Here is a 20,508-nt window from a genome sequence, read left to right on the forward strand (position 1 = left end):
GAATTATAAATTTGGATCTTCAATTAGGAAATAAAATTGTATTAGTTACTGCGGCAAGTACTGGCATTGGCAGAGCTATTGCAGAATTATTTTTATTAGAAAATTCGAAAGTTGTAATTTGTTCAAGTAATATTGATAAGCTTGAAAAAACCGCAAATGAAATTAGAGAAAAATTTAACAAAGAAATTTTATTCTATAAGTGTGATATAAATAATTTACATGAAATAGAAAAAACCGTTTCTTTTGTTGAAAGTAAATTAGGAAGTATTGATATTTTAGTAAATAATTGCGGCGGACCAATTCCAGGTTATTTTGAAAATCTTTCGGAAGAAAATTGGAATTTTGCATTTGATCAAGTTTTGAAAAGTGCAGTAAGATTTACAAAATTAGTTCTTCCAAAAATGAAAGAAAAAAAATGGGGAAGAATAATTAATATAACTTCGATTTCTGTAAAACAACCGATAGATAATCTATTACTTTCCAATGCATTCAGAAGTGCAGTTACAGCTTTTGCAAAAACTTTATCAAATCAAGTTGGACAATATAATATTACCATAAATAATGTAGCTCCGGGTTTAACATTAACCGGCAGACTTGAAGAACTTGCAAAAGTTAAAGCAAAGGAAGCAAATATTTCTAAAGAAGAAATGCTTGCTAAAATGGCAAACGAAATTCCTTTAAGAAGATTGGCAAAACCGGAAGAAATAGCTTCATCAGTTATTTATTTAGCTTCGGAAATTGGCGGATATATAAACGGACAAACCATAGTTGTTGATGGCGGATTTAACAAATCAACATATTAATTTTTTGTTTTTTTCATTTCTGTTGATGTGAATCTTTTTTAATAATTTAAAATTCTAATGTTTTTTCTTAATCATACTCCTAATCTTAATCTTTTTTAATGAGTAAGAAAAAGATAAAGATTAAGAATAAATGCAAAAAAAAATAAAATAAACTTTCCTCATAAGTAGAGGATACAAATGATAAAAGAAATAGATATTTCCATCCCACCGGATTTTATAAACGATTACGATTTTATTAAAAACCTTTCCGCAGAAAAACTCAATCTTAATTTTAGTGAAATAAATAATGTTGTAATTTTAAAAAGGTCAATAGATTCAAGGCGTAAACCAATTTTTTTTCTTAAAGTAAATGTTTTTGTTAATGAATCACCAAAAGAAATTCAATCAAATTTTAATTTTAATCCGGTAAAAGAGAATAAAAAAGTTATAATAATTGGAAGCGGTCCAGCTGGACTTTTTGCAGCATTAAAATTAATTGAATTGGGAATTAAACCAATTATTTTTGAGCGTGGAAAAAATGTCAGAGATCGTAGGTTTGATCTTAAATCAATTATGCAAAATGGAATTGTTAATCCTAATTCAAATTATTGTTTTGGTGAAGGCGGTGCGGGAACATACAGCGATGGCAAACTTTACACTCGATCAAATAAAAGAGGAAATGTTAGCAGAATTTTAGATTTATTAATTTATCATGGTGCCAATCCGGAAATTGCAATTGATGCTCATCCGCATATTGGATCAAATAAACTTCCCAAAATCATTCAAAATATTAGAGAAACAATTTTAAAGTGTAATGGGGAAATACACTTTAATTCCAGAGTTACAGATTTTATTATTTCTGAAAAAAAAATTAAAGGTGTAATTGTAAATAATTCTGAGGAATATTTCGCTGATTCTGTAATTGTTTCAACCGGACATTCAGCACGAGATATTTATGAAATGTTTAAGAAAAATAATTTAAAATTAGAATCAAAACCTTTTGCAATTGGTGTTAGAATTGAGCATCCGCAAGCGCTGATTGACTCAATTCAATATCATTCAAAAATTCGTCATGAGAATTTACCAGCAGCAAATTACAGTTTAGCTTGTCAAATTAATGATAAGGGAGTTTATTCGTTTTGCATGTGTCCGGGCGGAATAATAATTCCCGCTTCAACAAATCAAGGTGAATTAGTTTTAAATGGAATGTCGGTTTCGAAACGGAATTCTCCATTTGCAAATAGCGGTTTGGTTGTTGAAGTAAATGAAAAAGATTGGAAACATTTAAATCATTTTAAAGAATTTTCCGGATTAGAATTTCAAAAAGAAATTGAAGAATTAGCTTTTAAGATTGGAGGTGCCAATCAAACAGCACCGGCACAAAGAGTTACAGATTTCGTGAAGAATAAAATTTCGCAAAATTTATTAAAATCATCATATATCCCGGGATTAATATCAGCAAATTTAAATGAACTTTTTTCAAAGCAAATTTCGGAAAGTCTTAAAAAATCCTTATTTGAATTCAACAAAAAAATGAAAGGTTATTTTACCGAAGAAGCTCAAATATTAGCAGTTGAATCAAGAACAAGTTCGCCAATTAGAATTCCAAGAGATAAAGAAACACTTATGCACATTGATGTTGAGGGATTATTCCCAGCCGGAGAAGGTGCTGGTTATGCCGGCGGAATTGTTTCCGCCGCAATTGATGGAGAAAGATGCGCTGAGAAATCAGTAAAATTTATTTGCTAAAAGCTAATTTATTCCAATGCTTTTTTTATTGCTGCTTCAACTAATGGCTCCATAATTTTATATCCATCTGCATTTGGGTGAACTCCATCAGCAGAAAATTTTTCTGGTAAACCATTTCTTTCATCAGTCATAGCAGAAAAATAATCTAAATAAATTACATCATTTTCATCGCAATATTTTTTTATCATTTTATTTAATTGCGGAATTTTTTCATTGGGATACATTCCGGATTTCCATGGATAATCAAATGCCGGAACAACCGATGATAGAATAACTTTAATTCCATTCGCTTTTGCAATTTCTGACATCGATTTTAAATTATCCAAAATCATTTCTAATGTTGATGGTCCTGTATTTCCGGCAATATCATTTGTTCCAGCTAAAATTACAACAACTTTTGGTTTTAAATTTATTACGTCTTGTCGAAATCGCAATAACATTTGCGGTGTAGTTTGTCCGCTGATTCCTCTATTTATAAATGGCTTGCCGTCAAAAAATTCCGGTCGTTGCTCAATCCAGCCTTGCGTAATTGAGTTCCCCATAAATACTATTCGGTCTTCATCGAGGTTGATATTTACAGAATCATTTTCATTTTTAAATCTGTTTAAATTTGCCCAATCTTGCGAAAGTAATATTTCATTCATAATTAAAAATACTATAATTGTTTTTAATACAATTTTTGTGATAAACATTTTTAACCTCTGACAATTTTTTAGAATATTAGTTTGTAAAAATTATTCCCGAAACTTAAAACCAAGTTTGCCAATTATTTTTTTTGCATGCTCAGCAACTTCTTTTGATTCAAATGAAATTCTAAATGTTCCGCCGTTACCTTCACGGATTTTCAAAAGTTCAATATCCTTAATATTAATATTATTCTTATAAAGTTTTGTTGAAATTTTACTAATTACGCCGGGCTCATCTTTAACGAAAATAAAAATATCATAAATTGGAGTAAGAAAACCTTTGCTATTTTTTGGAATTTCATCACGATGCTGTCTTGCAGAATTAAAATATTTTTCAATGGATTTTAAATCATCATTGTTGATCCAACTTTTTACTTTTTTAAGTTCATATTCAAACCCCTCAATTGCATTAAGAATTTGATTTTTATTTTTAACAATTACAGATTCCCAAATATTAAAATCGCTTGATGCAATGCGGGTCATATCTCTAAAACCGCCGGCTGCTAAATCTAGAAAGTTATAGTCATCAGTTTTTAAACTTGCAGAATTTACCAAAGCTACGGAAAGTAATTGCGGCAAATGGCTTACACTTGCTGCAATAACATCATGTTGCTTTGCCGGAATGTGAAGAATATGAGATCCTAATAATTCAATGATATTTTTAAAGTCTTGAAGTATTTTGTCGGCATTTAAATCTTCGGTAACAATATAAACCGTATTCTCAAAAAGTAGAGGATCGGAATTATCAAAGCCGGCAACTTCTTTTCCTGTCATTGGATGTCCGCCAATATAAATTCCTTTGCTTTTTAATTTTTCCCATTCTTTTTGAAAAATATATTTTACTCCGGAAACATCGGTAAGAATTGTATTTTCATTTAAGATTGGAGCAAATTCTTTGAAGAATTTTAAATTGTTTTCTAAAGGAAGGCAAAGAAAAATTAAATCAGAATTTACTGACTCATTTGCATTGAAAAGTATTTCATCAATTACTTTTTGATTTAAAGCTTTCTCTAAAATTTTAGGTTCATCGAAAGCGGAAATAAAAAAATTGCGGTCACTATTTTTTAACGCTTTTGCAATAGAACCGCCAATTAATCCTAATCCAATAATTGAAACATTCTCAATAATTTTTGTCATTCAAGGTAAATGAATATTAAAAATGATTAAATAGTTTTTCCAATAGCATTTGCAATTGCACGAAGCTCATCCATAAGTCCAATAAATGTATCCGGTAATAATGCTTGCGGTCCATCAGATAAAGCATTTTCCGGATCATGATGTATTTCAATCATTAACGCATCCGCTCCGGCAGCAACTGCGGCTCTTGCCATTGGCGGAACTTGATCTCTTAATCCAGTTGCGTGTGATGGATCTGCAACAACCGGTAAATGACTTTTTTTATGAACAATTGGAATTGCTGATAAATCAAATGTGTTTCTTGTATAAGTTTCAAATGTTCTAATTCCTCTTTCGCAAAGGATTACATTTTTATTTCCGCCCGCTAAAATATATTCTGCCGACATTAACCATTCTTCAATTGTTGCAGCCAATCCGCGTTTAACCATTACCGGAACTGTACTTTGGGATAATTCTTTAAGCAATGAAAAGTTTTGCATATTTCTTGCACCTAATTGAAAAATATCAGTGTACTTTGCAATTAAATCAATATGATCAATTTGCATAACTTCTGTGATTACTAACAATCCATATTTATCAGCGGCTTGTCTCATTAATTTTAAACCTTCTTCGCCCATTCCTTGAAATGAATAAGGTGAAGATCGTGGTTTAAAAGCGCCGCCTCTTAATATTTTTGATCCTGATCTGGCAACTACTTCAGCAAGTTTAAAAATCTGTTCTTCACTTTCAACCGAGCAAGGTCCGGCCATTACTGCTATTTTATTTCCGCCGATTTCCACATCTTTAATTTTAAGGACAGTCTTTTCTTCCTTAAAATTTCTGCTTGCTAATTTAAATGGAGATGTTATTCTGTAAACATCGGCGACACCTTCAAGAATTCGAATTATTCTTGTATCAAATCCGGGTTTTACTCCAATTGCTCCTAGAATTGTTCTTTGTACTCCTGCAGATTCATGTATTTGAAATCCGAAATCTTCAAGATGTTTTTTTATATTTTTTATTTGTTCTTCGGTTGCATTATTTTCTAAAATTACTACCATCTTTATTTATCCTTTTTATGTTTAGTCATGATATGTTTTTTCGCCGGCTGTTACTTTCAAATCCAAATAATCATCTTGCGTTGGAATTGCACAAGAATAATCAGCACTATATGCACAATATGGATTAAATGCCAAATTAAAATCAATAGTGTAAATATGATCTTTGTTTGGATCAAGTTCAAATGATAAATATCGTCCCACTCCGTATGTTTGTTTAGCTGTAGTTTTATCAGTGAACCAAATGCTGTAATATACGGAACTGTCTTGTCCCATATTTGCATAAAGATTTAATTTATATTCTTTACCATCTTTATTAAAATTTAGATAACCAAATCTAAGTGCTGCTCTTTCCTCTCCCTTAGTGCCAAAAACGGGAACATCAACTTTTTCATCATATTCAATTATTTTACTTTTAAAAACAAATGATGGATCTACATCAAAATAATTTAATCCGCTGAATTCAATTTTACCCTTATAATTAAATGGTGAATTTGGATCGTCTTTCATCCATTCATCTATTACTTCTCTTTTTTCTTCAACTGATTTAATATATGCTTTTTCTTCCGGAGTATAATTATTACAACTTATTAAAAATAATAAAATTAGCGATGTTGAAAATAATATCAGTTTTTTTTTCATTAAGATTCCTTATTTACTTTTTTCTTTAATTCATTTAATCTGTTCAGAGCTTCAAGCGGAGTCATTTCATCCAACGAAATTCCCGCAATTTCATTTCTCAATTCTTCATCTTTCATTTCAAAAAGATTTATCTGAAATTCATTTTGTTTGAATTTTTGAATTTTTTGTTTTTTGACTTCGTAAGGAGTCAATTCTTTATCTTCCAAATTTATTAAAATTTGTTTTGCACGTTTTGTAACAAAATCCGGCAATCCCGCCATTTGTGCTACTTGAATTCCATAACTATGATCAGCTCCGCCGGATGAAACTTTGTGCAGAAAAATTACTTTGTCGTCATATTCTCTAACTTCAACTTTGAAATTTTTTATCCTTGGAAAAATTTCAGCCATTTCGTTCAATTCATGATAATGAGTAGCAAATAATGTTTTTGCATTCACGTTCGGATTTTCATGAAGAAATTCCGTAATTGCCCAAGCAATTGAAAGTCCGTCAAAAGTACTTGTTCCGCGACCGATTTCATCAAGCAAAATTAAACTTTTATTTGTTGCATTGTTTAAAATATTTGCAGCTTCCTGCATTTCAACAAGGAATGTACTTTCTCCTGCGGAAATATTATCGCTTGCGCCAACACGCGTATAAATTCTATCTACAATTCCAATTTTTGCTTTTTCTGCCGGAACAAAAGAACCAATTTGTGCAAGCAAAACTATTAATCCAATTTGACGAAGATATACAGATTTTCCCGCCATATTTGGACCGGTTAAAATTATAATTTGAGTTTCGGAATTATTTAGATTATAATCATTCGGTGTAAATTTTTCTCCGGCTGGTAAAATTCTTTCAACAACCGGATGTCTTCCGTTTGTAATTAAAATTTCTTCATCGTTTGAAATTTCCGGTTTTACATAATTGTATTCATCGGCGCATTCTGCAAAAGATAAATAACAATCAAGCATTCCAATTAACTGAGCATTTTTCTGAATTTTCTCCGCTTCGTTTGCGACTGCTAATCTAATTTCATTAAAAAGTTGATATTCCAAATTACCGATATTTTCTTCCGCATTTAAAATTTTATCTTCATATTCTTTCAATTCCGGAGTTATAAATCTTTCTCCGTTTACTAAAGTTTGCTTACGTATATAATTATCGGGAACTTTATTTTTATTTGCATTACTTATTTCAATGTAATATCCAAAAACTTTATTGTAGCTAACTTTTAACGAAGAAATATTACTTCTTTCTCTTTCTGTTTTTTGAAGATTTGCAATCCAACTTTTTGCATTTAACGAAAGATCACGCAGTTCGTCTAATTCTTCATTAAATCCATTACGAATAATTCCGCCATCCGTAATTGAAATAGGCGGATCATCAACAATTGCTAACTCAACTTTTTCAAAAACTTCATTTAAATCAAAAAGTTTGGAATTTATTATTCCAATAATTTCAGAATTTGATTGATCAAGTAATTGTTTTAGAATAGGAATTTTTTTTATGGAATTTTTTAGAAAAACCAATTCACGAGGATTTGCTCGATTTGTGCAGACTTTGGAAATTAATCTTTCAAGATCGCCAATTTCTCTAAATTCATTTTGAAGATTTTTTCGTAAACTTTTATTTTTATGAAAATCCTCAACGCATTCCAAACGTTTATCAATTTGTTCTTTATTTCGCAATGGCGCGTTAATCCATTTCTTTAAAAGTCTTGCGCCCATTGCAGTTTTTGTTTTATCAAGTACAGAAATTAGCGAACCTTCTCTTTGTCCATCCTGCATTGTGTAAAGAATTTCCAAATTTCTTTTTGTCGATAAATCCAAATACATAAATTCCGAAGAATTGTATAAAGAAATTTTTGTTAAATGACCGAGATTTGATTTTTGTGTATCCTTAAGATAATATAGAATTGATCCGGCAGAAATAATTCCCGAAGTTAGATTTTCAATCCCAAAACCTTTTAGAGTTTGAGTTTTAAATTGTTCTTTCAGCAAATCATTTGAATAATCCGAAGTAAAAACCCAATCGTCAATTCGTGTAACTTTACAATTATATTTTGCTTGATTAATAATTTCGGTTATTTCAGTAAATTGCTTTTTAGCAACAATAATTTCTGATGGCTGAATAGTTTCTATTTGTTCACCGACTTTTAAAATTTGAGTTTCAAAAGTGAAAAATTCTCCGGTGGAAATATCGCTAAATGAAATTCCCGCAAAATTATCACCAAGAAAAATTGAAGCTAAATAATTATTTTTTTTATGTTCTAAAAGTTTATCGGAAAAAACTACTCCGGGAGTTACAACTTCAACAACTTCACGTTTAACAATTCCTTTTGCAAATTTTGGATTTTCCGTTTGTTCGCAAACCGCAACTCTTAATCCGGCTTTAACTAATTTGGGTAAATAAGTATCAATTGCGTGATGAGGAAATCCTGCTAAAGGAACTTCACCGGCTTTACCATTTGCTCTTTTAGTTAAAGTAATTCCTAAAACCTTTGAAGCTGTTTTTGCATCTTCCTCAAAAGTTTCAAAAAAATCACCAACCCTAAATAACAAAAGTGTATCGGGATACTGATTTTTAATTTTATGATATTGAGCCATTAATGGTGTAGCTGTCATTTCACTGCAATTTAGTTATAGTAATCTAAAACTAAAATATACCTTAATAACAATTATTTATCAATTTTGGGGAATATATTACTTTGTGAATTAATTTAACTTGGAATATTTTTGAGAATTGTTGAATATTAAAACTGTAGAAAAGATTTTATTTATTTATATTTTAGCAAAATAAAAATTCCTTTCAATTTTTGGTAAATACATGAAAAACTCATCTTGTTTGGATCTGTTGACTTATGAATTCCACGTTGCAAAACATTTACGTGAAAAATATGAATTAGACGAATTATTTTTTTCAATTACCGGAAATGTAATTTTTGCAAATTTTTATCAAGTTAGAGTTTTTACTCAAAAAATTAATTCCAAGCGAAATATTTATGAACACTTATCTCCGGGCGAAGTTAATGCTGCGGGTTTGCTTGACGAAATTTTTCACTTTGCAATAAAAAAATATTTTAAGGAAAATTTTCCAAATGCGTTTTCAGATGCAATAAAAAGTGTTAAAGATAATTTGGGCGATAAAAATTTTGATAAATTACTTCTCAATTTTATAAATATTTTTCCACCTCAAAAAGTTTTTAAAAATGAAGTTAGTCCGAAAGAATATTTAAATCAGTTTACGGAAAATATTCAGAACAGAGAAATTTTAACTGAAGAATTAATTCTTCTACACATTGCAAATTTAAATCCGGCTTTCAATAAACTTAAGGAATTATTCAGCGAAGAATATATTTCTGAAAAAGTAAATTACAAATCAACAATATTCAGATTGGAAAATTTCTTTAAGAAAGAAGAACTTAAAATTGGAGTTAAGAATATTGATTTGTTTACATTTCTTAAAATGCCTTTTCAAAAACATTCGGATAGTATTTGGGATCAACTCGAATTTATTAAAAATGAATGGGGAATTTCGATTGATGTTGAATTGATGAGAAAAATTGAAAGTGGAAAAGATTTATATATCGAAAGTATAAAATTTAATCAACATTTTGATGGTGGTTTCGTCGGTGGTGGCGGAGCTCCAACAATTGTTCCGCAATATAAAGGAAAATCAATAAGTGCCGAAAGTTTTGTTTTAGGAAAATCAAAATTTAAATATGCTGAAGATGCTTCAAAAGACTATGAAGAATTTGAACAATTTACACCAGACACAAACTGGATGCCGAAATTAGTTTTAATTGCAAAAAATATTTATGTGTGGTTAGATCAGCTCTCAAAAAAATATCAAAGAGAAATTAGAACATTAGATAAAATTCCAATTGAAGAATTAGCACTTTTAAAAAAATGGAATATAAATTCACTTTGGCTAATTGGCGTTTGGGAAAGAAGTCATGCATCAAAAAGAATAAAACATTTAATGGGAAATCTTGATGCAGTTGCTTCCGCATATTCACTTTACGATTATGAAATTGCACATAATCTTGGAGGAGAAGAAGCGTATAGAGTTTTTAATAATAATGCAAAATCAGTTGGAATTAGACTTGCCAGCGATATGGTCCCAAATCATACCGGAATTTTTTCTAAATGGATAATTGAACATCCGGAATATTTTGTACAATTGGATTATCCGCCGTTTCCGAATTATTCTTTTACCGGAACAAATTTATCGGAAAATTCAGAAATTGAATTACGTCTCGAAGATCAATATTGGCAGATGAAAGATGCTGCCGTAGTTTTTCAGAGAAAAGATTTGCGTAATGGCGATGTAAAATATATTTATCACGGCAATGACGGAACGAATATGCCGTGGAATGACACAGCTCAACTTAATATGCTGAAAGCTGAAGTTAGAGAAGCGGTAATCCAAAAGATATTTGATGTTGCAAGAAAATTTTCTGTAATTAGATTTGATGCAGCAATGACTTTGGCAAAAAAACATTTTTCAAGATTGTGGTATCCGGAACCGGGGAAAGGAGGAGACATTCCTTCGCGTGCAGATTTTGCATTGACCAGAGAAGAATTTGACGAATTTTTCCCGAAAGAATTTTGGCGCGAAGTTGTCGATCGCATAAATGATGAAATGCCGGAAACACTTTTACTTGCGGAAGCTTTTTGGTTAATGGAAGGATATTTTGTAAGAACTTTAGGAATGCACAGAGTTTACAATAGCGCTTTTATGCATATGATGATGAAAGAAGAAAATTCAAAGTATAGAGAATTAATTACAAATACTTTGGAGTTTGAACCGGAAATTTTAAAACGTTATGTGAATTTTATGAGCAATCCGGATGAAGAAACAGCTATAAATCAATTTGGAACAGACGATAAATATTTTGGTGTGTTAATTATGATGTGTACTTTGCCGGGCTTACCAATGCTGGCTCACGGACAAATTGAAGGCTATACGGAAAAATATGGCATGGAATATCAACGGGCTTATTACAATGAAACTCCACAACATTGGCTTGTTGAAAGACACGAACGGGAAGTTTTTCCTATTCTTGGAAAAAGATATTTGTTTGCCGAAGTTGATAATTTTTGGTTCTTTGATTTTATTGATAACAATAATAATTTGAATGAAAATGTTTTTGCATATAGTAATTCGCATAATAATGAAAAGGCATTGGTAATTTACAATAATAAATTTCATCCAACTTCTGGATATATTAATTTTTCGCGTCAAAAATTAAAAAATAACAGTGCAAATAAATATTTAACAAATATTAAAATTTCGGATCAATTTAAAATTCAGAATAGCCAATTCCACTTTTATATATTTAAAGACAATACACATCAAACAGAATATTTATTTAATGGAAAAGATATTTGCGATAACGGATTATTTCTGAATTTAAAAGGATTTGAGTACAGAGTTTTTCTGAACATTGAAGAAATTTATGACCAATCTGAATTTGTATATAATTTTTATAAAGAAAATTTTGGTAAAGAAATTTCCAATGTTAAAGAACAATTGGAAGAACATAAATTAATTCCAATCCAAAATTCATTCAAACAAATATTCAATGAAGAAAACATAAATAAATTTTGTGAGTTGGCATTTACACAATTTGTAGAAAAAGAAGAGATAAATGGAGTTGTTAAAAAAATTGAAGAGGATTATTCAAATTTTGTTATACAATTTAAGAATCATTTTAATGTTGATATAAATTATGATTTGATGAAAACTAATTTTCATCATAGTTTAAGAAATTTTATTGAATTAACCGAAATAACTAAAATTAAAAAAGTAAAAAAAACTAAATCGGATTTAAGAATTAATGAAATATTTTCCGATAAGAAGAAAATCAATTTTGTTATACTCATTATTAATGAAGTTATAAATTGCACAAAAGAAATTATTTATAACGAAAATATTGCAAAATCATTTCCTAAAAATTTAAGAGTTACAAAAACAGTTCAAAATGTCTTTGAGCAATTTAGTAATAATGAGTTTGAAGCAACAAGAAATGTTATTCTTCTGAATTTATTGATAAATCAGAAAGAAAAAATAGATAGTTTTCAAATAAATTTTGAACAATTCATGAAATTGAGAAGTAAAATTAAATTGTTTGATTTGATAAAAAATAGTGAAGTAAAATTTATTGAAGAATTTTTTGAAAATGAATTTACGCAATCCTACATTGATGTAAATGAATATGAAAAAGTAAAATATTTCAGCAAAGAAAGGTTTGAAAGTTTAATTAATCTTTTTCAATTATTTGCAGCGTATAAAATATATTCAAATAATATAACTTTACAAATTAGCTCAAGTAAATCAAAAGTCTTAAGCATTATTAGAAAATTAATAAATATTGAAAATCACCTAAATAATTTAGCTATTGAATCCAAATTTGTTTTTACAGATTTATTAAAAAATTTTGATAATAAAAATAAATTATCAAGCTAATTTTTGTGCAAGCATTTCATTAATTGCTGCAGCTGCTTTTCTTCCTTCACCCATTGCAAGAATTACAGTTGCTGCACCAAGCACAATATCGCCGCCGGCAAATACTTTATCCATTGATGATTTTTGATTTTTATCAACAATAATATTTCCCCATTTATTTGTTTGCAATTCTGGAGTTGTTTGATGAATTAACGGATTACTTCCATTTCCAATAGCAACAATTACGGTATCAAGTTCAATTGTAAATTCACTTCCTTCAACAACAACTGGTCGTCTTCTTCCGGAACTATCCGGTTCACCTAATTCATAACGCAGACATTCCATTCCTTTAACTTTACCTTTTTCATCACCCAAAATTTTCTTTGCATTTTGCAAAAAGTGAAATTCAATTCCTTCTTCTTTAGCATGAAGAACTTCTTCTTTTCTTGCAGGCATTTCTACTTCGGTTCTTCTGTAAATTACATAAACTTTTTCTGCTCCTAATCGTAAAGCCATTCTTGCAGAATCCATAGCAACATTTCCTCCGCCAAGAACAGCAACAATTTTCGATGGATAAATTGGTGTATCGGCACCTTTTTTATCAAAAGCGCGCATTAAGTTTGCGCGTGTTAAATATTCATTAGCTGAGAAAACTCCCACTAAATTTTCACCTTCGATTCCCATAAATAATGGAAGACCGGCACCGGTGCCTACAAATACTGCATCAAAACCATCTTTATCAATTAGATCAGTCAATTTTCTTGTTCTTCCAACTACATAATTTTTTTGAATTTTCACTCCCATTTTTATAAGAGTTTCAATTTCTTCATCAACAATACTATTTGGCAAACGGAATTCGGGAATTCCGTAGCGCATTACTCCGCCCAATTTGTGAAACGCTTCAAATATTGTAACTTCATGACCTTCGCGTCTTACATCAGCTGCAACAACTAATCCAGCCGGACCGCTTCCAACAATTGCAACTTTTTTACCAGTCTCAGACTTTACATGAGGAATTTTTACAGTGCCTTGTTCGCGTTCCCAATCGGCAACAAATCTTTCAAGTCTTCCAATTGCCACTGATTTATCAACATCCTTCATCGCAATTCCAACTTTACAATTTTCTTGGCATTGAGATTCTTGCGGACAAACTCTTCCGCAAATTGCCGGAAGTAAACTTGCTTCTTTTATAACATTAACCGATTGCTGAAATTCACCATATGCGATATGTTTTATAAATCTTGGAATATCAATTTTTACCGGACAACCATCTATACAAGTTTGTTTTACACATTCTAAACAGCGTAAAGCTTCAACACGCGCTTCTTCCATTGTATAACCGATTGCAACTTCTTCCAGATTTTGACCACGAATAATTGGATCTTGTGCCGGCATTTCTTGTGGTGGAATTTTTAATCTATCTTTAGCTTTAAGACTATCGACATTATTTATATAATCATTTAGAATTTTTTTTGCATTTGCACTTAATATATCCGGTGATTGATAACTCATTTTTAATTGCTCCAATTATAAACTTTTTTCTTGAATCATTGAATCTAAATAGCATGAGTGTTTATCATGCTCAATTTCTTTGTAAGAGTTTAGTCTTGCCATCATATTATCGAAATCAACTTTATGCCCGTCAAATTCAGGTCCATCAACACAAACAAATTTAACTTCGCCACCGACATTCACTCTACATCCGCCGCACATTCCGGTTCCATCAACCATAATTGTATTTAACGAAACTTCTGTATAAACATTATATGGTCTGGTAGTTTCTGCGCAAAATTTCATCATAATTGGCGGACCAATTGCAATTACAAAATCGGGTTTTTCATTTCTTTCGCAAATTTCTTTTAATGGCTGTGTAACTAAAGATTTTCTTCCATAACTTCCATCATCGGTACAGACAATTAATTCATCGGCAATTTTTTTCATTTCATCTTCCATAATAATTAGCTCTTTATTTCTTGCGCCAATTATTATTATAACTGTATTTCCAGCAGCTTTCAGAGCTTCTGCAATTGGATGAAGCGGTGCAACACCAATTCCGCCGCCAACGCAAACAACTGTTCCGTGTTTTTTTATGTGAGTTGGAGTTCCTAAAGGTCCAACAAGAACCGGAATATCATCTCCAACATTTAATTTTGATAATTCATCGGTTGTCAATCCCACTACTTGAAAAATTATTGTAATTGATCCTTCATTAACATTTGCATCTGCAATTGTTAAAGGAATTCTTTCACCAAAATCTTCATCAATTTGAAGAATTATAAATTGTCCCGCTTTTCTTTCTTCAGCAATAAGTTTAGCTTCTAATTTCATCTTATATACATTTTCAGAAAGTTTTTCTTTATGCAAAATTTTTGCCATATATGTCTCAATTAATTTAAATATTACTTTAGGTTATAAAAAGATATTCGCATCTAAAATATAAAGAAAATATTATAATATTTTCGTATTTGATGATACATTGTTTAGTAAAAACTTTTATCAACATTTGAATTTATAAAACAATCAGTTATTTTAAGTTTACGTTTATATCTTATTTATATAAGGAGAAAAAAGTGGTTATTTCTATTCCTAAAGAAATTTTACCAGGTGAAAATAGAGTTGCAATAGTTCCGGATGTAGCAGCAAAATTGATAAAAAAAGGATTTGCAGTAAAAGTTGAGAAAGATGCTGGAATTTCTGCAGGTTTTACAAATGAAAAGTATATTGAAGCCGGTGCAGAAATTATAAGTTCTTTAGATGAACTTTACAATACTGATATTATTTTGAAAGTACAAAGACCAACTGAACATCCATCCGGCAAACATGAAACAGAATTTATCAAAAGTGGAAGTTATTTAATCACTTTAATGTATTCGCTTCATTATTCAGATTTAGCAAAAACTTGTGCTGAAAAGGGAATAAATGTTATTTCTATGGATGCAATTCCAAGGACAACACTCGCACAAAAAATGGATGCATTAAGTTCACAAGCAAATATTGCAGGATATAAATCAGTTCTAATGGCAGCAAATTCACTCGGAAAGATTTTTCCATTAATGATGACAGCAGCAGGAACAATTCAACCAGCAAAAGTTGTAATTATGGGAGCTGGAGTTGCCGGTTTACAAGCTCTTGGAACAGCCAAAAGATTAGGAGCAATTGTTGAAGTTTCGGATATTCGGCCATCTGTGAAAGAAGAAGTACAATCTTTAGGCGGAAGATTTATTGAAGTTGATACAGATGAAAATATGCAAGATTCCGGAGGGTATGCAAAAGAAGCTTCTGAAGAGTTTTTAAAAAAACAAAAAGAGCTTATTTTTAAACATGTTACAAATGCAGATATTGTAATTACAACAGCATTGGTGCCGGGCAAGAAGTCGCCAATATTAGTTACGGAAGAAATGATAAAAAGTATGCGTCCCGGTTCGGTTGTGCTTGATATGGCAGTTGAATTTGGCGGTAATTGTGAAATTAGCGAAAAAGGAAAAACTGTAAAAAAATATGGAGTTACAATAATTGGCGAACCAAATTTGCCAAGTTTAGTTGCAACCAACGCAAGTGAAGTTTATAGTAAAAATTTATTAGCACTTTTAGAACATATTTCAAAAGATGGGAAAATAGAATTAAATCTAGATGACGAAATTGTAAAAGGCTCACTAATTACTTACAACAATCAAGTTGTACATGAAAGAACAAAAAATTTATTATAACTAATTTGGAATAGCACATGGAAATTCATGAATTATTAATGTTGATATACGTTTTTGTATTAGCCATTTTTATTGGATTTGAACTAATTACAAAAGTTCCGCCAACTTTGCACACACCGTTAATGTCCGGATCAAATGCAATCTCTGGAATTACAATTGTTGGTGCACTTTTGAGTGCTGGATTTAATGAATTTGGTTTAAGCACAATTTTAGGAATGATAGCAGTAATTTTTGCAACAATAAATGTTGTTGGCGGATATTTAGTTACAGATAGAATGTTAAAAATGTTTAAGAAAAAGTGAGGAATTAATGGAAGTTTTATCATACGTAATTTACTTAATTGCATCAGTTCTATTTATCTTTGGCATAAAACAACTTGGTTCACCAAAAACTGCACGACAAGGAAATTTTCTCTCAGCTTTAGGAATGTTTCTCGCAATTGTAATAACACTTTTTGATCAAAGAGTTTTAACATTTGAATATATACTAATCGGAATAATTATTGGTTCAGCAATAGGAGCTTTAATGGCATATAAAGTTCCGATGACGGGCATGCCGCAAATGGTGGGATTGCTAAACGGATTTGGCGGTGGAGCTTCAATGTTAGTAGGTTATGCAGAATTCTATCATCTTCTTAAAAGTAGTGATGGAATTGATATTGCAATTGGAAGTACAATTGTTTTATCAATTTTAATTGGCGGTGTTACATTTACGGGTTCTTTAGTTGCTTTTGGTAAGTTGCAGGAAATAATATCTGGTAAAGTCATAAAATTTCCGCTCCAAAATTCTATAAATATTTTGTTATTACTTGCAGTAATAGTTTTAGGAATTCTCGTTGTAATGAACCCCTCCACAACAATTCTGTTGTTACTTATTATTGGAATAATTTCTTTGGTGCTTGGAGTACTTCTGGTTTTACCAATTGGCGGAGCTGATATGCCGGTTGCTGTTTCATTATTAAATTCTTATTCAGGATTAGCTGCATCAATGACGGGATTTGTACTTCAAAATAATATGTTAATAATCGCCGGTGCTTTAGTCGGGGCTTCTGGAATTATTTTAACAATCATTATGTGTAAAGGAATGAATCGATCGCTTATGAATGTAGTTCTTGGCGGCTGGGCAGATGCAGGAAGTGGTGGTGCATCTTCGAGTGGTTCGCAAGGAGAAGCAAAATCAATTGATGCTGAGGAATTAGCTATGATGTTAGATTCTGTGCAAAATGTTGTTATTGTTCCGGGTTATGGAATGGCGGTAGCTCAAGCTCAGCATGCTGTTAGAGATTTAACTAACATTCTGGAGAAAAAAGGAATAAATGTAAGATTTGCAATACATCCAGTTGCAGGGAGAATGCCTGGACATATGAATGTTTTATTGGCTGAAGCTCAAGTTTCTTATGATAAACTCTTTGCATTAGAAGATATAAATGATGATTTCCCAAATGTTGATGTAGCGTTAATTGTTGGTGCAAATGATGTTGTAAATCCAGCTGCACGGAATGATAAAAATTCTCCAATATTTGGAATGCCAATTTTAAATGTTGATTACGCAAAAACAGTAATTGTAAATAAAAGATCGATGAATGCTGGTTATGCAGGGATTCAAAATGAATTATTTTTCTATCCAAACACATTAATGTTTTTTGGAAGCGCAAAAGAAGCCATCAGTAAATTAGTAAATGAAATAAAGGAATTATAAGAAGAAACCATAAAAAATTATTTAGCCATTTATTATAATTTATAACATAACTCAAAAATTTAAGACAAAAAATTTTTTTAAAAATCTTTAATACCATTTTGTCATATTTCAATAATAAAATCATAATAGCCTATTGTAAGTTTTTATGGATGTTTAATATAATTCCATTCTTTAATTATTTTTTTAATCAGCATTTAAATATGAATTATAAAAAGGAATTCAATGAAGTACGGATTTTTTGATAATGATAATAAAGAATATGTAATTGAAAAACCGGACGTTCCGGTTTCATGGACAAATTATTTGGGTGTTAAAGATCTTTGCACAGTAATATCACATAACGCTGGCGGGTATTCTTTTTATAAATCAACAGAGCATCATAGAGTTACAAGATTTCGCCCAAATGGGGTTCCGCTTGATCGCCCCGGACATTATGTTTATATACGTGACGATGAGACCGGAGAATATTGGTCGATCTCTTGGCAGCCGGTTGGCAAAGATTTTACAGAAGCAAAATATACTTGTCGGCATGGAATGTCTTATTCAAAATTTCAATGTGATTATAATGATATAAATGCGGAGCAAATTTTATTTATTCCTATAGATGATGATGTAGAATTATGGGATGTTAAAATTAAAAATAATTCTGGAAGAGCAAGAAAGCTTAGCGTTTTTTCTTATGTGGAATTTTCTTTCCACCATGTTGAAATTGATAATCAGAATTTTCAAATGAGTTTGTATGCAAGCGGTTCTAATTATAAAGATGAAATTATTGAGTATGATTTTTTCTATGAACCATGGACATTTCATTTCTTTGCATCAAATTTTAATCCGGATAGTTTTGACTGCGTGAGGGATTCTTTTATCGGAAGTTACAGATCGGAGTCAGATCCAATTGCAGTTGAAAAAGGGAAATGTTCAAACAGTACTGAATTGGGTGGAAACCATTGCGGAACTTTGCATAAAAAATTAGAATTACAAAGCGGAGAAGAAACCAGATTAATTTTTATGCTTGGAGTTGGTTCACGCGAAGAAAAAGGAAGAGAAATAAAATCTAAATATTCTGATTTAAAAAATGTTGATAATGAATTTAATCGATTAAAAAATTATTGGGAAGCGAAAACTTCAAAATTTATATGCAAAACTCCAAATGAAGGTTTGAATACAATGATAAATATTTGGACACTTTACCAAGCCGAGGTTTGTGTAATTTGGTCGAGATTTGCATCATTCGTTGAAACCGGCGGAAGAGTTGGTTTGGGATATCGCGATACTTCTCAAGATATTATGGGAGTTGTTCATACAAATCCGGAAAAGACTAAACAAAGAATTATCGAACTGCTTCAAGGTCATACAAGTTACGGATATGGACTTCATCTTTTTGATCCCGATGTTTTCAAACCAAAAGAAAATAAATTACCGGGAGTAAAACTCCCAACAGTTGTTCCGACAAAAAATCCAGAAGATATTGTGCATGGAATGGAAGATGTTTGTTCGGATGATGCAATCTGGCTTGTTGCTTCAATTTGTGAATGGATTGTAGAAAGCGGTGAATTAGAATTTTTTGATAACGTTGTTCGTTATGCAAACGGAGGTGAAGGAACAGTTTATGAACATCTCACAAAAATTTTAGATTTCTCTGCAAAGTATGTCGGCAATAATGGAATTTGTCAAGGCTTGCGTGCTGATTGGAACGATTGCTTAAATCTTGGCGGTGGCGAAAGCTCAATGGTTTCATTTATGCATTATTGGGCAATAAATATTTTTATAGAATCGGCAAAAATTCTTGATAAAAATGAAGATGTTCGAAAATATTTGGAGATGGCAGAAAAAGTAAAACAGTCGTGCGAAAATGAACTCTGGGATGGTGAATGGTACATTCGAGGATTTACAAAATCCGGAAAGAAAATTGGATCAAATGAAGCTGAAGAAGGAAAAGTATTTTTAAATGCACAATCTTGGGCAGTTATGTCCGGAGTTGCAAAAGACGAAAGAGCAGAAAAAGCAATGAATGCTGTTGATAAATATTTGTATTCAAAATACGGACTTCATCTGCTATGGCCGGCTTATGGAAAACCAAATGATGAAATTGGTTATGTTACTAGAGTTTACAAAGGTATAAAAGAAAACGCTGCAATTTTCAGTCACCCAAATCCATGGGCAGTAATTGCGGAATGTAAATTGGGAAACGGAAATCGCGCAATGAAATATTACGATGCAATTCTTCCATATAATCAAAATGATATTATTGAAATTAGACAATCCGAACCCTATTCATATTGCCAGTTTATTATGGGAAAAGATCATACTGCACATGGGCGAGCACGTCATCCATGGCTTACCGGAACTGCATCTTGGTTTTATACAGCGGCAACAAAACATATTTTAGGAATTCAGCCAACTTATAAAGGATTGAAAATTGATCCGTGTATTCCGTCTGATTGGAAAGAGTTTGAAGTAAGACGAGAATGGCGCGGAGCAGTTTATATTATCAAAGTTCAAAATCCAAATGGAGTTGAAAAAGGTGTTAAAACAATAAAAGTTAATGGAAAAATAATTGATGGAATTATTCCTATTTTTCCTAAAGGTGAAAATGTAAATGTTGAAGTTGTTATGCAAAATAATTTCTAAAAAA

14 protein-coding genes are annotated in these 20,508 nt (G+C 31.0%); 7 read left to right on the forward strand and 7 right to left on the reverse strand.

Annotated elements, in window-relative coordinates; genetic code table 11:
* The first annotated feature begins 11 nt into the window (after nucleotides 1-11).
* Together IPH62_12820 and IPH62_12825 are read left to right on the forward strand one after the other, a co-directional pair.
* The gene (locus IPH62_12820) at nucleotides 12-803 is read left to right on the forward strand and encodes an SDR family oxidoreductase (GenBank protein MBK7106157.1); all 792 of its coding nucleotides are present in this window, start codon (nucleotides 12-14) and stop codon (nucleotides 801-803) included.
* 177 nt (nucleotides 804-980) lie between these two features.
* Nucleotides 981-2,531, forward strand: a complete 1,551-nt coding sequence (locus IPH62_12825; protein ID MBK7106158.1) for an FAD-binding protein — start codon at nucleotides 981-983, stop codon at nucleotides 2,529-2,531.
* Nucleotides 2,532-2,539: 8 nt separating this feature from the next.
* Here the strand turns inward: IPH62_12825 and IPH62_12830 are convergent, their stop codons facing one another.
* The 5 genes from IPH62_12830 to mutS are packed head-to-tail and all read right to left on the reverse strand — an operon-like array spanning nucleotide 2,540 to nucleotide 8,624.
* A complete protein-coding gene (locus IPH62_12830) occupies nucleotides 2,540-3,223 on the reverse strand; it encodes an SGNH/GDSL hydrolase family protein (GenBank protein ID MBK7106159.1) in 684 nt (227 codons plus the stop codon).
* Between the two features lie 42 nt (nucleotides 3,224-3,265).
* The gene (locus IPH62_12835; protein MBK7106160.1) at nucleotides 3,266-4,354 is read right to left on the reverse strand and encodes a prephenate dehydrogenase/arogenate dehydrogenase family protein; all 1,089 of its coding nucleotides are present in this window, start codon (nucleotides 4,352-4,354) and stop codon (nucleotides 3,266-3,268) included.
* 26 nt (nucleotides 4,355-4,380) lie between these two features.
* Nucleotides 4,381-5,394 carry a 3-deoxy-7-phosphoheptulonate synthase gene (aroF, locus tag IPH62_12840; GenBank protein ID MBK7106161.1) on the reverse strand — a complete coding sequence of 338 codons (1,014 nt, stop codon included), beginning with the start codon at nucleotides 5,392-5,394 and terminating at the stop codon, nucleotides 4,381-4,383.
* Between the two features lie 21 nt (nucleotides 5,395-5,415).
* Nucleotides 5,416-6,033, reverse strand: coding sequence for a DUF1684 domain-containing protein (locus tag IPH62_12845; protein ID MBK7106162.1), 618 nt, complete (start codon nucleotides 6,031-6,033; stop codon nucleotides 5,416-5,418).
* On the reverse strand, nucleotides 6,033-8,624 hold the full coding sequence (gene mutS, locus IPH62_12850) for a DNA mismatch repair protein MutS (protein MBK7106163.1): 2,592 nt from the start codon (nucleotides 8,622-8,624) through the stop codon (nucleotides 6,033-6,035). Before mutS ends, IPH62_12845 begins: the two co-directional genes overlap by 1 nt.
* 220 nt (nucleotides 8,625-8,844) lie before the next feature.
* Here mutS and IPH62_12855 point away from each other — a divergent pair, with 220 nt between their 5' ends.
* Nucleotides 8,845-12,489, forward strand: coding sequence for an alpha-amylase (locus IPH62_12855; protein ID MBK7106164.1), 3,645 nt, complete (start codon nucleotides 8,845-8,847; stop codon nucleotides 12,487-12,489).
* On the opposite strand, the gene gltA is transcribed toward IPH62_12855, so the two are convergent.
* Both gltA and IPH62_12865 read right to left on the reverse strand, forming a co-directional pair.
* Nucleotides 12,481-13,980: an NADPH-dependent glutamate synthase gene (gltA, locus tag IPH62_12860; GenBank protein MBK7106165.1), complete on the reverse strand. Its 1,500-nt coding sequence runs from the start codon at nucleotides 13,978-13,980 to the stop codon at nucleotides 12,481-12,483. The two genes, IPH62_12855 and gltA, sit on opposite strands and share 9 nt — an antisense overlap.
* Nucleotides 13,981-13,995: 15 nt before the next feature.
* Nucleotides 13,996-14,844, reverse strand: a complete 849-nt coding sequence (locus IPH62_12865) for a sulfide/dihydroorotate dehydrogenase-like FAD/NAD-binding protein (protein ID MBK7106166.1) — start codon at nucleotides 14,842-14,844, stop codon at nucleotides 13,996-13,998.
* A 194-nt stretch (nucleotides 14,845-15,038) separates the two neighbouring features.
* On the opposite strand from IPH62_12865, the gene IPH62_12870 reads away from it, so the two are divergent.
* The 4 genes from IPH62_12870 (at nucleotide 15,039) to IPH62_12885 (ending at nucleotide 20,504) form a co-directional block, all read left to right on the forward strand.
* Entirely contained in the window at nucleotides 15,039-16,175 is a 1,137-nt protein-coding gene (locus tag IPH62_12870) for a Re/Si-specific NAD(P)(+) transhydrogenase subunit alpha (GenBank protein ID MBK7106167.1), read from the forward strand.
* Nucleotides 16,176-16,192: 17 nt separating this feature from the next.
* Nucleotides 16,193-16,477, forward strand: a complete 285-nt coding sequence (locus IPH62_12875; protein MBK7106168.1) for an NAD(P) transhydrogenase subunit alpha — start codon at nucleotides 16,193-16,195, stop codon at nucleotides 16,475-16,477.
* A gap of 7 nt (nucleotides 16,478-16,484) precedes the next feature.
* Nucleotides 16,485-17,873: an NAD(P)(+) transhydrogenase (Re/Si-specific) subunit beta gene (locus IPH62_12880; protein ID MBK7106169.1), complete on the forward strand. Its 1,389-nt coding sequence runs from the start codon at nucleotides 16,485-16,487 to the stop codon at nucleotides 17,871-17,873.
* Between the two features lie 222 nt (nucleotides 17,874-18,095).
* A complete protein-coding gene (locus tag IPH62_12885) occupies nucleotides 18,096-20,504 on the forward strand; it encodes a N,N'-diacetylchitobiose phosphorylase (GenBank protein ID MBK7106170.1) in 2,409 nt (802 codons plus the stop codon).
* Nucleotides 20,505-20,508 lie beyond the last annotated feature (4 nt).

The sequence above is a fragment of the Ignavibacteriota bacterium genome (assembly GCA_016708125.1).
GTDB lineage: Bacteria > Bacteroidota > Ignavibacteria > Ignavibacteriales > Melioribacteraceae.

Excerpts from the sequence above, each read along its gene's own strand:
- IPH62_12825 (MBK7106158.1), top strand. The coding sequence starts at position 981 with ATGATAAAAGAAATAGATATTTCCATCCCACCGGATTTTATAAACGAT.
- IPH62_12875 (MBK7106168.1), top strand. The coding sequence starts at position 16,193 with ATGGAAATTCATGAATTATTAATGTTGATATACGTTTTTGTATTAGCC.
- gltA (MBK7106165.1), bottom strand. The coding sequence starts at position 13,980 with ATGAGTTATCAATCACCGGATATATTAAGTGCAAATGCAAAAAAAATT.
- IPH62_12845 (MBK7106162.1), bottom strand. The coding sequence starts at position 6,033 with ATGAAAAAAAAACTGATATTATTTTCAACATCGCTAATTTTATTATTT.
- IPH62_12835 (MBK7106160.1), bottom strand. The coding sequence starts at position 4,354 with ATGACAAAAATTATTGAGAATGTTTCAATTATTGGATTAGGATTAATT.
- IPH62_12830 (MBK7106159.1), bottom strand. The coding sequence starts at position 3,223 with ATGTTTATCACAAAAATTGTATTAAAAACAATTATAGTATTTTTAATT.
- IPH62_12885 (MBK7106170.1), top strand. The coding sequence starts at position 18,096 with ATGAAGTACGGATTTTTTGATAATGATAATAAAGAATATGTAATTGAA.
- aroF (MBK7106161.1), bottom strand. The coding sequence starts at position 5,394 with ATGGTAGTAATTTTAGAAAATAATGCAACCGAAGAACAAATAAAAAAT.
- mutS (MBK7106163.1), bottom strand. The coding sequence starts at position 8,624 with ATGGCTCAATATCATAAAATTAAAAATCAGTATCCCGATACACTTTTG.
- IPH62_12865 (MBK7106166.1), bottom strand. The coding sequence starts at position 14,844 with ATGGCAAAAATTTTGCATAAAGAAAAACTTTCTGAAAATGTATATAAG.
- IPH62_12880 (MBK7106169.1), top strand. The coding sequence starts at position 16,485 with ATGGAAGTTTTATCATACGTAATTTACTTAATTGCATCAGTTCTATTT.
- IPH62_12855 (MBK7106164.1), top strand. The coding sequence starts at position 8,845 with ATGAAAAACTCATCTTGTTTGGATCTGTTGACTTATGAATTCCACGTT.